11 protein-coding genes are annotated in these 12788 nt (G+C 63.4%); 6 read left to right on the top strand and 5 right to left on the bottom strand.

Annotation, left to right across the window (positions count from 1 at the left end; genetic code table 11):
• Nucleotides 1-38 precede the first annotated feature (38 nt).
• Both D3Y59_RS14565 and D3Y59_RS14560 read left to right on the top strand, forming a co-directional pair.
• Nucleotides 39-782, top strand: a complete 744-nt coding sequence (locus D3Y59_RS14565) for a head GIN domain-containing protein (RefSeq protein ID WP_119445705.1) — start codon at nucleotides 39-41, stop codon at nucleotides 780-782.
• Between the two features lie 195 nt (nucleotides 783-977).
• Nucleotides 978-2000 carry a DUF3667 domain-containing protein gene (locus D3Y59_RS14560; protein ID WP_119445704.1) on the top strand — a complete coding sequence of 341 codons (1023 nt, stop codon included), beginning with the start codon at nucleotides 978-980 and terminating at the stop codon, nucleotides 1998-2000.
• 12 nt (nucleotides 2001-2012) lie between these two features.
• Here the strand turns inward: D3Y59_RS14560 and D3Y59_RS14555 are convergent, their stop codons facing one another.
• From D3Y59_RS14555 to D3Y59_RS14545, 3 genes are all read right to left on the bottom strand, one after another.
• Nucleotides 2013-2603 carry a hypothetical protein gene (locus D3Y59_RS14555; protein WP_119445703.1) on the bottom strand — a complete coding sequence of 197 codons (591 nt, stop codon included), beginning with the start codon at nucleotides 2601-2603 and terminating at the stop codon, nucleotides 2013-2015.
• A gap of 151 nt (nucleotides 2604-2754) precedes the next feature.
• Nucleotides 2755-3204 carry a hypothetical protein gene (locus tag D3Y59_RS14550; RefSeq protein WP_162910810.1) on the bottom strand — a complete coding sequence of 150 codons (450 nt, stop codon included), beginning with the start codon at nucleotides 3202-3204 and terminating at the stop codon, nucleotides 2755-2757.
• A 184-nt stretch (nucleotides 3205-3388) separates the two neighbouring features.
• Nucleotides 3389-5515: an IPT/TIG domain-containing protein gene (locus tag D3Y59_RS14545; RefSeq protein WP_119445701.1), complete on the bottom strand. Its 2127-nt coding sequence runs from the start codon at nucleotides 5513-5515 to the stop codon at nucleotides 3389-3391.
• A gap of 138 nt (nucleotides 5516-5653) precedes the next feature.
• Here D3Y59_RS14545 and D3Y59_RS14540 point away from each other — a divergent pair, with 138 nt between their 5' ends.
• A complete protein-coding gene (locus D3Y59_RS14540; protein WP_162910809.1) occupies nucleotides 5654-6283 on the top strand; it encodes a hypothetical protein in 630 nt (209 codons plus the stop codon).
• A 76-nt stretch (nucleotides 6284-6359) separates the two neighbouring features.
• On the opposite strand, the gene D3Y59_RS14535 is transcribed toward D3Y59_RS14540, so the two are convergent.
• Nucleotides 6360-7271 carry a DUF72 domain-containing protein gene (locus D3Y59_RS14535; protein ID WP_119445699.1) on the bottom strand — a complete coding sequence of 304 codons (912 nt, stop codon included), beginning with the start codon at nucleotides 7269-7271 and terminating at the stop codon, nucleotides 6360-6362.
• 347 nt (nucleotides 7272-7618) lie between these two features.
• Here D3Y59_RS14535 and D3Y59_RS14530 point away from each other — a divergent pair, with 347 nt between their 5' ends.
• The 3 genes from D3Y59_RS14530 to D3Y59_RS14520 all read left to right on the top strand — a co-directional run bounded on the left by D3Y59_RS14530 (nucleotide 7619) and on the right by D3Y59_RS14520 (nucleotide 11438).
• Nucleotides 7619-8371: a septal ring lytic transglycosylase RlpA family protein gene (locus D3Y59_RS14530; RefSeq protein ID WP_119445698.1), complete on the top strand. Its 753-nt coding sequence runs from the start codon at nucleotides 7619-7621 to the stop codon at nucleotides 8369-8371.
• 240 nt (nucleotides 8372-8611) lie between these two features.
• The gene (locus D3Y59_RS14525) at nucleotides 8612-11053 is read left to right on the top strand and encodes a penicillin acylase family protein (RefSeq protein ID WP_119445697.1); all 2442 of its coding nucleotides are present in this window, start codon (nucleotides 8612-8614) and stop codon (nucleotides 11051-11053) included.
• A 19-nt stretch (nucleotides 11054-11072) separates the two neighbouring features.
• On the top strand, nucleotides 11073-11438 hold the full coding sequence (locus D3Y59_RS14520; RefSeq protein ID WP_119445696.1) for a hypothetical protein: 366 nt from the start codon (nucleotides 11073-11075) through the stop codon (nucleotides 11436-11438).
• Nucleotides 11439-11550: 112 nt separating this feature from the next.
• Here the strand turns inward: D3Y59_RS14520 and D3Y59_RS14515 are convergent, their stop codons facing one another.
• Complete coding sequence (locus D3Y59_RS14515; RefSeq protein ID WP_240410383.1) at nucleotides 11551-12780, bottom strand: alpha/beta hydrolase family protein; 1230 nt, start codon at nucleotides 12778-12780, stop codon at nucleotides 11551-11553.
• Nucleotides 12781-12788: the final 8 nt, after the last annotated feature.

Here is a 12788-nt window from a genome sequence, read left to right as displayed (position 1 = left end):
CTGCTATCTTGAACACGCCAACCCGTAAAAGCCTAGCCATGAAAACCTTCCTCCTGCCTCTGCTCACTTTGCCGCTGGCGCTGTTGGCCGCTGCACCGGTGTATTGGCCCGCGCCGGCAGCCGTTGCCAGCACCTTCAGCCGCCCCGAGTCAACGCGCGAAGTGCGCCAGGTACCGGCCTTCACGCGGTTGTCGTTGGCTACCTCGGCCGAGCTGGTGCTGGTACAAGGCAACGTGCAAAAGGTGGAGCTGGTGGGCAACCCCGACGACCTGCGCACCATAGAAACCACCGTGAAGGACGGCCGCCTGCGCATTGGTCAGCCCGACGGCAACTGGAAAAACTGGCGCGGGTTTTCGGCCCCGGTAAAGGTGTACGTAACCATGCCGCGGGTTGAGGCCCTGGGCGTTAGCGGTTCGGGCAGCATCGAGGCCGCGCAGCCACTGCGCGCCGCCGCCCTCGATTTGTCGGTGAGCGGCTCGGGGGCCCTGCGCGTGGCCGTAGCAACTGAGCAGCTAAAGGCCAGCGTTTCGGGCTCGGGCAGCCTGCGCCTGAGCGGCACCAGCCCCGCCGCCGCAATGCACATTAGCGGCTCGGGGCGCATCGAGGCGGCCGGCCTGCAAACCGCCAGTTGCACGGCCCACGTCAGCGGCTCGGGCAATTGCCGCGTGGGGGTTGCCCAAACGCTCGAGGCCCGCATCAGCGGCTCGGGCAGCATTTACTACACCGGCGCGCCGCGCATTACCACGCACATTTCGGGCAGCGGCCGCGTCCGGAAGGGCTAGCCCTAGGTGTTTGGGCCGGGCTAGGCAGCCAGTAGCCTAGTGCCCGGCCCGAGAGGTTACGGCGGGCCCCTAGGTGGGCAGGCGGCTTGCGCCGCCAGGGGCCTTGCCAGGGCCCGGCGCACGAAAAAGCACAACCGTAGCAGCGGAAATGCTTACTTGCGCCCGCGGCCCACCCGCCGCTGACCCCAAGCTCCTATGGCGCACACTCCGCACCGGTTGCCCACTTGTGCCAACTGCGGCTACGATTTTGTGGCCGCCGGCGGCCCCAACAGCTTCTGCCCCAGCTGCGGCCAGGAAAACCACGACCTGAACATCTCGTTCGGCCACCTGGTTGAGGAAACCCTGGAAGGCCTGTTTCACTTCGACAGCAAGTTTTTCCGCACGCTGGGCCTGCTGCTGTTCCGGCCCGGGCGCCTCACGCGGAAGTTTAACTTAGGGCACCGCGTGGCCTACGTGCCGCCCATCCGGCTGTACGTGTTCGTCAGCTTTGTTTTCTTTTTGCTGGTGGGCCTGCTGATGGGCCACGACGAGCGCCGCCTGGTTGACACCACCGCTCAAGCCTCGGAGGCGGCCAGCGCCGCCCTCGACAGCACGCGCGCCGCCGTTGTAAAGGCCCGCCCCAACCTCGATGCCAGCCTGCTGATGCGGGCCGCCAGCAGCCCCGACTCGATTGAGGTGGGCCGCGTGCGCTTTGGCACCGCCGAGCTGGAGCGCTACGCCCGCAACCCCAGCCCCGCCCGCACCGATTCGCTTATCCGGAGCAAGGGCGCCACGCCCACGTTCTGGAACCGCCTGGCCCTGCGCCAATGGGCGCGCGTGCGCGAGTCGACGGTGGACCAAGTGCGCCAGCGCATCACCAAAAACGCATCCGTCTCGATGTTTGTGCTGATGCCGCTGTTTGCCCTGCTGCTCAAGGGCGTATACGCGCGGCGCAAGCGGCTCTACATCAACCACCTGGTGTTTTCGCTGCACCTGCACTGCTTTTTGTTTGTGTTGGTGCTGGCTGGCATGCTCTGGACGGAGTTCGTACGCAACGATTGGTTCGACGTGGTGCTTACGCTGGCGCCGCCGCTGTACCTGGTGCTGGCCTTGCACCACGTGTACGAGCAAGGCTGGGCCAAAACCATTGCCAAAGCCTTGGTAGTTTCGGTAGTTTACCTGCTGATTATCAGCTTTGTGCTGCTGTCGGTGCTGCTGCTGAGCCTCGCGTTGCTGTAGCGCACCTAGGGCTTAGTTGCCGAACAACCCGTCGAAAAACCCGCCCGACTCGCCTTTGCGCTTGGTTTTGGTTTTCGACTTGCGCTTGCCTTCCCGGTCGCCGTCGTTGTTGCCGCCGCCAAACAGGCCGCCCATGAACGGCTTCTCTTTCTCCTTCACGAGCACGTAGCGCACCGACACGGCCGTTGGGAAGCGGAACCAGTCGTCGTTGTTGATTTCGTAGGTCGGCTTCAAATCAAACGACACCAGCAGCGGGGTGATGGGCAGCTTCCACTCCACGCCCACAATGCCGTCGAAGCCGCCCACGGTGCCGCGGTCTTTGTGGCGCCCTAGGTGCGCCCCGGCCCCTAGGTAGTAGTTGAGGCTGCGGCCCAGCAGCGGAAAGTGCTGTTCGGCCAGTACTGTGGCCGTTACCTCGCGTGAGTTCAGCAAGCCCAACCCCTCGAGTGTGGTTTTCTCGAAGATGCGCTGCTGCACCGTGAGGCCGTAGTTGCCGGCACCAATGCGCGCGCCGGCCGCGGTGCGGTACTTCTGAGCTGCCACCGGCAGCGAAACAACCCCCAAGGCCAAAGCCAGCACGGGGCGCAAAAAAGCAAAACGCATGGGCAACAAAGGGCTAAGCGGAGGCTCTAAAACGCAGAGCAGCGGGCAAAAGTACGGCCCGGCCGCAGCTTCGTTCCAAAAAGCCAAGTTTAGTACTGGCCCGCGGCTTTAGGCCCCAAAGTGCACGTGGCCACAACCAACTATGGGCTAGCTACTTGGTTTGGCCGATGAACACAAACGAGCCGAACGGGCTGTCCGTCACGCATTCCATCTTCACCTTTTGCCCCTGCCACACCGTGGAGTTGGGCTTGTGGCCGGGTGTGCCGGGCCCGTACAACGCCGTTAGGGCTTGCAGCACCAGGGCTGCGTTGCTGGCTCCGTCGATGGTCAGAATTACCTCCCTGAGCTTGTTGTTATAGAAGCCATACTTGATGCTTTGCAGCTTGCCGCCGCCCCAAGCAAGCTCATCGGCAGGGCGGGCATACAGCTGGTACTCCGACTTTTGCTTGCTGGTGCAAACCATGCCGGGTAGGGCGCTGAGGTCGGTGCCGAAAACATCGTTGCCGAAACCGTTTTTGGCATCCAGGTCGGCTACCGATTGCGCTTTCAGCCCCAACGCGGCCATTACCAACCATAGCGTAACAAGTACTCGTAAGTTCATAGAGCAAAAACGTGAGCTGCTGCGGGGCAGGCGGTGCCACCAGCGCGGGCCCAACAAAGCTACTGACAACCACGCACGTTTGGCTAAACTAGGCCGAAGGCTTACCCCGCCGTGCCTAGGTCGCTACACGGCGGCCGGGTTTTGCGGTACTGCAAGGCCCTGCTGCAAGTGTTGGCTACCTAGGCTACTCTACCTGAATGAACGGCACAGTGCCTTTTTGGCTGCCCGCTTCCCACCGAATCAGGTACCAGCCGGCGCGCAATTGCGGCAGCGAGATGAGCAGCTTTGGGTTAAAACCTGCCTGCGGCACCGTGTAGGCCCTGGCGCCGTAATAGCGCCCCACGGCGTCGTAGAGGCGGATAACCAGGTTGTCGGTGGAGGCCGCATTCAGGGCTACGTACACCTCGGTGCCGCGCCGGGGGTTGGGGTACAGCGCAAACTCGGGCCCGGGTATGGTGCGCACCGTAACGGGCGCCACCGTGAGGGTGAGGCCGTTGCTGAGCTGCACCAGCACGCGGTAGTGCACCAGCTCGGCGCCGGGGTTGTTGTCGGTGAAGGTGTAGGAGGCCGCGCCCGTGGGCCGCACCTCGCCGGCCCGCGCCCAGGTTTGCTGGTTGTTGGTGCTGCGCTCCACCACGTAGTTGCGCACATTGCACTCGTCGCGCACTGCCCAGGTAAGCAGCACCCGCGGACCCGCGGTTTGGGCCGTGAGCGCGCCCGTAAGCGGGGCAGGTATCATGGGGGCGGCGCCGCAGTTATCGGGCGCAAAGCTGCGCTGCAGCACCGTGTAGCCCCCTTGAATGTCGCGGTCGAAATCGAGGGTGCGGTTTACTTGGCCCCGCCCGATGGCGTAGTGCATCACGGCGCCGGGGCGGCCGGCGGCGGCTGGCGCAATAATGTGCGAAAGTTGGTGGCCGTGGCCCAGCTCGTGCACCGCCACCGACTCAAAATCGATTTGCAGCGCCGTGGGCAGCGCCGGCCCAAACTGCCAGGGCGTGCCGTCGTCGTAGACCATATCAATCTCTTTTACCCAGAAGCGGATTTGCCCGCTGGCATCGCGGCATCCCAGGAAATAGCTGGTAGTGCGGCCCAATACCTGCGCGGGCAGCTCGCCGCCCTGGTCGAACTCGAGGGCGTTTACGTCGTCGGAGGCAATGCCGCGGCTGCTGCGGGTGCTGCCCATCTCCCAGTTGATGGCCGTTTGGCAGCGCCAGCTGGCCAGCGCGCGGTTGAAGGCCTGCATGGCCGCCGCATTTTGGGCAAAGCCGGCATCCGGCTGAAACGAGTAGCCGCCGCGCCGGTTTTGGTTGAAATGCTCCGTGGGGAACAAGGCGAGGCTGTTGGTTTCCTGCACATTGGAAATGGCATACACCACCGTAATGCTAAGCGCGCTGATGGTGCTTTGGTTATCGGCCGTGTTCACGCGGATGTTGCCCGTGCCGGCCGGGCGCCCCTGCTCGGTAAAAGAAGGCACCCGCACCTGAATGCGCGAATCGGACCATGACACGATTTCGGAACCGGGCGCCCGCGTAAACGAGGCCCCGCCGTCGTCGGCGTTGCGGAACTCGACGCTGCCCGGCGTGGCGCCAAAACCCGTACCGCTGATGGTAAGCACCGTGCCGGTCCCGGCCGTAACGGTAAGCGGCGCGAGGGTAGTAATTACGGGTGCCGTAACGCGCGAAGCGGTGGCGGGGCGCAGGCGCTTGGCCACGGCTGCCGCAAGCGCGGCGTTGGGCTGCAGTTGGCGCAGGGCCTGGCCTGTAAAGGCTAGTTGCTGCTGGTAAAAGGTATCGTCGAGCAGCGGGTACTGCCGGAAGGGTTCGGCAGCGGTAGCAGCGGCTACATCGTAGCGGATAAACCCCTGCAGGCTGCCATAGGGCGTGTAAGCCTGCGGCTCGTTGACGCCCCGGAACGCGGCCGGGCTCAGGAAGAACAAACCTTGTTCGCCCGCTTTCAGGGCGAGGGTGTTGGTAAGGGTTTCGCGCGCTAGCTCCACGGTGCCGCCCTCGGTTATTACCGTAAGGGGTTGCCCGGCCACCCACTGGCCCTTCAGCAGCTTGTACACGCGCAAGGTATTGGCCGTGAAGATGTGGCGGCGCTCCTGGTCCCAAAAGCTACGCTGTGCCACTACCTCGGCCTCTACCACCAACGCGGCACGCTGGGCCCGCGTGGCGGGCTCGAGCGGGAGCAACAGGCAGGAGGTAGCCGATGCTGTTGCTGGCAAAGGTTGCTGCGCCGCCGCGGGGCTAAACAGGGCCGCCGCCAGGGCAATTGCCCAAGCACCGCGCCGTAGAGTAGAGAAAGTATGCATCGGCAGATAGGGTCAGGGTCGGAAGTAGGATAACAACATACGAACAAACAGGCCTAGGTGGCTTGCCTGCCGCCCATGCAACCCAAGTAGGGTGCCGCAGCCTCGTGCAGGTACTTACAACCACCAAACGCATTATTTGTGCATAAGCTGTTATTACCCGCCGCGGGCTGCCTCGTGGGCCTGCCGTTATCTACCACCGTCGCCCTAGGTCAGTCGCCCGTCCCCGATTCGGCGCGCACGGCCACGGCCACGCCCCAAACCTTGTTCAAGCTGGGGGTAAGTCCTCCCAAAGCCTGGGGCTCATACTGGGGCTTCAAGGCGCCTTTGTATGTAGGCGTTGAGCGGGCGGTAGGCAAGCATTTTTCGGCTACCCTCGATAGCGACGTGCTCGTGGGATTCTCGCGCGGAGGGCGGCTGGCCGGCCTTACGCCCTCGGTTGGCGTGCGTTACTACTACAACCAGGCCCGCCGCCAGCGCCTCGGCAAAGCCACCACCCGCCTGGGCGGCACCTACGTGCAGCTGCAATACACCAGCAACTTCACCCGCATGTATTCGCCCCTCACCTACGACGGACCAGCGCAGTTTCAGCACGAGCCCAGCGCCGAGCTGCTGTGGGGCTGGCAGCGGCAGTTGGGCCGGTATGGCTTTGTGGATGCGGGTGCCGGCCTGCAAATGCGGCAGCAGCCCTGGTACCAGGGCTACAGCACGCCCAGCTACCGGTGGCAGCCCAGCATTTTGCTGCGGGTGCGGGCGGGCTTTGCTTTCTGATGCCTACCCGCCAAAGCGGTTCGGGCACCTAGGGTGCGGCCGTGGCCGCACCCTAGGTGCCCGAACCGCTTTGGCGCTAAAACAGCTTGCCCTGCACCGGCTGCACCACCAGCTTGGGGGCGGGCAGCTCGCGGCCCGTGAGCTTGCCCAGGCGCTGCAAAAAGTACTGCGCCCACACCGGGGCATCGTTTACCTCGCGCTGGTGAATAAAGAAATACACCTGCTGCAAGCCACTCTGCATCCAGGCGGCTATGCGCTCGGCCCAGGCATCGGCGCGGAGGTAATCGGAGCGGTGCAGGGCGTGGCCGTTGAAGCGGATAAAGGCCGTGGGCGTGGTAAGCCGCTGGTGCAGCACGTCGCGGCGGCCGGCCACGTCGCTGATTACCCAGGTTTTACCTAGGGCCTCGAGCAGGGCGGCGGTTTCGGCCAGCAGGCCTTTGTCGTGGTACCAGGCGGGGTGGCGCAACTCCACGGCCAGGGGCAAGTGCTGGGGCCAATCGAGCAAATACCGCTCGAGGCGCGGCAGCTGCTGGGGCGCAAAGTGCGGCGGCAGCTGCAGAAAGGCCATGCCTAGCTGCTCGCCCAACCCCTCGAGGGCGCGGCAAAACGAGTTGGTGAGGTCTTCGGCCCGAAACAACTCCCGGTCGTGGCTGATGGCTTGCGGCACTTTGGGGCAGAAGCGAAACTGCGGCGGCACGGCCTGGCGCCAGCGCCGCACCATGTCGGCATCGGGGATGCGGTAGTGCGTCACGTTCACCTCCAAGCTATTGAATTGCTTGGCGTACCACATGAGTTGGTCGGCCTCGCGCAGCCCCAACGGGTACCATTGGCCTAGCCACGAGCGGTTTGTCCAGGTGGGGCAGCCCACCCAAATGCCGGCGGGCTCGGCGGGCAGTGCCGTGCGGGCCAGCAGCGGGGCGGTGTCGGGGTGGTCGGGCGGCAGGGTAAAGTCGAGCCCGCGCACATCGGGTAAGCGGCCAAAATCCATGTGCAAACCTACGCAATGGCGAACGGCGCGGCTGTTACTGCCTTACACAAAATTTTGGTAATTACCAACCAGCTTTTGAACAAAACCCGGAGGCTCGACAGTAACTTTTTTCAGCGGCGGATAATCTTATTTCTGGCTCGGCAGCCCAATTATCCACACAGAATCCTAAATCGCCCTTAAGGAAACACAATCAGCCATTTTTCATCCGCTCAGAAATAATCTTAAATGCAAATCTTCCGTCTATAGCACAATTTTCAACTATTCTGCTTAGGTTACGCCGCCGTGGTATTTGGATTGTATTCCGGCGAGGCCAATAGTTTTGGCCCGTTCACCAAAGCAGAGAATCAATGAAGTTGAACCAACGACAGAACCTCTCGGGCTTGCTGATGACGTGGCTGGTAGCCCTGCTGCTACTCGCTGGCTCATTCCCCACCCTGGCCGACGACACCCCCACCGCCACCGCCTCGAAAAGCGCTGTTTTGCGCGGCCGGGCCTCGTGGTACGGACGCGAGCACCAAGGCAAACGCACCAGCAACGGTGAGCGTTTCGACCGCAACCAATACACCTGCGCGCACAAAACCCTGCCCTTCGGCACCCGCCTGCGCGTAACCAACCCCCAGAACGGCAAAGCCGTGGTAGTGCGCGTAACCGACCGCGGCCCCTACCGCCACCAGCGCATCCTCGATTTATCGGAAGTAGCGGCCCGCCCGCTGGGCATCGTGCAGCTGGGCTCGGCCGGCGTAGTGGCCCAAATCGTGCCTGCCGATACGCCCCTGGGTCCGGTGAATGGCGTGGCTAGCGTGCCCGCCGAACAGGAAACCGACATTGTAGTAACCGAAACCTCGCCCGAGCCCGCCGAAACCTACGTGGTGCAGGCCGGCACTTTCGGCGAGCTGCGCAATGCCGAAGCTCTAGCGGCCCAAATCAAAGCCCTCGACGCGCAGCTGCCCGTGGCCGTGCACACCGACAACGTAAATGGCCGCGCCCTTAACCGCGTGATTGTGGGCGAGCGGCTGCCCCGCCCGCAAGCCGACGAGCTGTGGCAGCGCCTGCAAACCCGCGGCATCAACGGGCTCGTGCGTCAGGCCGAAAATCTGTAGCACGCCTACTCTCATCAGCAAGCCTTACAAGCGGCCCTGGTTGCACTGCGCAGCCGGGGCCGCTTGGTTTATTTCTCGCTGAGGTTCGCAGAGGCCGGCGCCGAGGTTCGCTGAGTTATCCAACGGCCCCTGCGCACCTCGGCGTGAACCTCTGCGAACCTCAGCGAGAAACACCCCTAGGTTTGCGCGGCGCGTTTTTTTGTCGGATGTTGAGGGCAGCTATTGCTAGCTGTTGTTCCTATGCTGCGTTACATCCGGGCCGGTTTGGCTCTTCTGACTACGGGTACCCTGGTGTGGGCCCTGAACACCAACCACGGCGAGGTGCCGGCTTTTGGCAAGTTTCTGAGCCCGTACGAGGGTTTTTGGCGCAACGCCGAAGCCCCCAACGACTTTGCCGCCGAGCAGACCCTGGAACTGCCCGGCCTGCAGCAGCCCGTAACGGTGCGCTTCGACGACCAGCGGGTGCCGCACATTTTTGCCCAGAACGACCACGACCTGTACTTCGCGCAGGGCTACTTCACGGCCCGCGACCGGCTCTGGCAAATGGAGTTTCAGACGCACGTAGCGGCCGGGCGCATCTCGGAGGTCGTTGGACCTAGGGCCCTGGAGTACGACCGGTTTCAGCGCCGCATGGGCTTGCCGTACGGAGCCGAAAAGTCGCTGCAGGTGATGATGGCCAACCCCACCACCCGCACGGTGCTGGAGTCGTACACGGCCGGCGTGAATGCCTACATCGGCAGCCTCTCGCCGCGCGATTATCCGCTCGAGTACAAGCTGCTGAACTACGCCCCCGAAGCCTGGACGCCGCTGAAGTGCGCCCTGCTGCTGAAGCTGATGGCCTGGGACCTGAGCGGCCGCTCCGACGACTTGCGTCTCTCCAACGCCCTGCACAAGTACGGCCCCGAGGTGGTGCGCGACTTGTTCCCGGACTACCCCACGCGCGAAGACCCGATTGTGCCCGTGGGCACGCCGCTCGACTACACGCCCGTGAAAACGCCGCCGGTGCCCCAGGTATTTGCCGCCTCGGCCTCGGATAAGGTGCCCGCCCGGGAGCCCGACGCCGACCTGGGCTCGAACAACTTTGCCGTGAGCGGCGCGCGCTCGGCCTCGGGCTTGCCCATTTTGGCCAACGACCCGCACCTGCAGCTCAACCTGCCCAGCATTTGGTACCAGGTGCAGCTTTCGGCGCCGGGCGTAAACGTGTACGGCGTTACCATTCCAGGCGCGCCTACCATCATCATCGGCTTCAACCAGGAGGTGGCGTGGGGCGTGACGAACGTTGGCGCCGACGTGCTCGATTGGTATCAGCTGAAGTTCAAGGACAACACCAAGCGCGAGTACTGGCACGACGGGCAGTGGAAGCCCATCCGGCAGGTGGTGGAGCGCATTAAAGTGCGCGGCCTGCCCGAGCGGCTTGATACCGTGCTCTACACCCACCACGGCCCCATCACCTACGACCGCGCCGAGAAAGTATTCAACGAGCAAACGCCCATTCGGCACGCCCTGCGCTGGACGGCCCACGAGGGCGGCAACGAGGTGCTTACGTTCTATAACCTCAACCGCGCCCGCAACTACCAGGATTACGCCGCGGCCCTAAGTACCTACGCCTCGCCGGCCCAAAACTTCATCTTCGCCAGCAAGCAAAACGACGTGGCCATTTGGCCCAACGGCAAGTTTCCGCTGAAGTGGAAAAACCAGGGCAAGTTTGTGCTCGATGGCTCCAACCCGCAGCACGACTGGCAGGGCTGGATTCCGCAGCAGCAGAATCCGCACGTAAAAAACCCGGCGCGCGGCTTTGTGTCGTCGGCCAACCAGTTTCCGGCCGGGCCCGATTACCCCTACTACCTAGGCTGGAGCTTTGCCAGCTACGAGCGCGGCCACCGCATCAACGAGCGGTTGGCGCGCATGAGCAAAGCCACGCCCGACTCGCTGCGCGTGCTGCAAAACGATAACCTGAACCTGCACGCCCAGCTGATGCTGCCGCGTATGCTGGCTTTGGTGCAGCCCGAGCAGCTTACGCCCGCCCAGCGCCGCGCCTACGACGAGCTGCGCCGCTGGAACTACATGCACGATGCCCAGGCCATTGCCCCGAGCATCTTCGATATGTGGTACGCCGAGCTGGTAGATAGCATCTGGGAAGACGACTTCGGCCCGGAAGCTACCGGCCTGGAAATGCGCTACCCGCCCCGCGACCGTACGGCCAACCTCATCTTGCGCGAAGACACCTCGCGCTGGATCGACGACCGCCGCACGCCGCAGCGCGAGTCGCTGCCGCAGCTGGCCTTGCAGTCGTTCCGGTTTGCTACCGATTCGCTCACGCGCAAGTACGGCGACCTAGGGCCCAAGTGGCGCTGGGCCAACCACAAAAGCACCGACATCCTGCACCTGGCCCGCCTGCCCGGCTTCGGCCGCCTGGATTTGGATTGCGGCGGCGGGGCGGCCATCGTGAATGCCACCACCGAGCGCAACGGTCCTTCGTGGCGCATGGTAGTGGCCCTGGGCCCCGAGCCGAAAGCCTATGGTGTGTTCCCCGGTGGGCAAAGCGGCAACCCTGGCTCCCGCTACTACGACAACCTGATCGAAACTTGGCGCACAGGCCAACTCAACGAGCTGATTTACCTGACCTCGCCCACGCAACAGCACCCGCGCGTGCAAGCCGCCTGGACGCTGCAAAGCCGCTAACCACCTAGTCTTTTCTAGTATGAAACTCTTCTTAGCAATACTGGTGCTGGCGGCCGTGGTTCAACTGCTGCTGCCGTGGTGGACGCTGGCCGCGGCAGCCCTGCTCCTAGGTGCCTTGCTCGCCCGCCGCGGTGGGCAGGCCTTTGGGGCTGGCTTCGGCGGCGCGGCATTAGGTTGGCTGCTGCCGGCCGGCTATTTGTACGTGCGCAACGGCGGCCACTTGGCCAACCGTGTAGCCGAGCTGTTGCCCCTGGGTGGGCAAGGCTGGGCAGTGGTGCTGGTAGCGGCGGTAATTGCGGGGTTGGTGGGCGCCTTGGCCGCGCTGACGGGCTGCTGGCTGCGGCAGGCTATTAGTCCAACATCTGCCGATACCGTTTCGGCCTAAACTGTCATTCCGAGCGAAAGCGAGGAATCTGGAGTTGTGCGCCGCGTACGGAGCAACTCAGATTCCTCGCTTTCGCTCGGAATGACAACAAGTAATGCCTCAGCGGCTACTCTTAGTAATACTGCGAGATGAAGCCGAAAGCCTCGAGCGTGTAAGCCCCGGCCGCGCTAAAGTGGTTGCCGCCCTGAATGGGACGCAGCTGCACCTGCGTGGCTCCCTTGGCGCGCATGGCGTTGTAGGCATCCTGCGAGTTGAAGAAGGGCACGTAGTCGTCGGCGGTGCCGTGGAACAGGGCCAGCGGCGCTTTGGGCTTCCAGTCGTACACGTCGTTGTTGCGGAAGGCGGTGCTCATCGGCGCGTCGTTGTTGGCAAGCACGCTCGTGCGGAACGACTCCGTAAAGAGCTCTTGCACCTGCTTCGGCACTGCGCTAAAGGGGTTGTTTTGCAGCTGCGTGGCGTAGGGCTGGTTGTAGTAGTGCGTAAGCGGCCGCTTGATGTCATACACCCGGTTGTAGGTGTTCAGCACCCACACGTATGAATTCAGGAAGTTGAGCGGTTGCGTGGAGTTGAGGATGTACTTGGCAAAAGCCGTTTTGTGGTAAGCGCCGGCGCCGGGCGCACTGGCCGTAACAGCAAACTCGTTGCTGGCCTGCTCCTCAATTAGCTTGTGCAAAGCCATGGTAGCAAAGCCGCCTTCGGAGTAACCCAGTAGGAAGTTCTTCTTGTTGAGCTGCACCTGCTGCTTTTGGCAAAACTCGCGCGCGGCCCGCAGCATATCCAACGAAGCCGAAGCCAACGACGGGGCATGCTCGTAGGGGTGCGGCAGCGCCTTAGAAGCGCCGTAGCCGATATAGTCCGGCGCCGACACGATATAGCCCGTGGAAGCCAGTACCGACACCGCCGACCACACCTCGCTGCTCGAGCTATAGTACGAAGGCGCGCGGTCTTCGTCGGTTGGCGAGATGGTGCCGTGCTGGTAGCTCAGCAGCGGCAAGGCCTTGGTAGTAACCGGCACCAGCAATGCCCCCGAAGCCGTAACGTCCTGCCCATCGGTGTTGCGCGTGCTGTAAGTAAGCTTGTACACCTTAATAGGGTACTGCGCCAAGGCGCCCACCAGCGGAACCGAGGCTACCCGGTTGGCCAGTGTGCGTTGGTCGTACTCGCCAATAAGCGTGCTGCTGATAAGCCGGCCACCGGTAGGCTCCGGCGCTTGGGGCGTGGCAGCAGGAGCCGGCTTCGCCGCCGATTCTTTTTGGCAGCTGGGCGTGGGCGCAAGCAACAAGGCCGCGGAAAGGAGCCACGTGTAGCGCGTAACCCGTTGAAAAAGCTTGTTCTGTATCACGGAGGAGT

It is taken from the genome of Hymenobacter oligotrophus (assembly GCF_003574965.1).
GTDB lineage: Bacteria > Bacteroidota > Bacteroidia > Cytophagales > Hymenobacteraceae > Solirubrum > Solirubrum oligotrophum.
The sequence above is the reverse complement of the archived record's forward strand: the minus strand, read 5'-3'. Positions and strand labels throughout refer to the sequence as shown.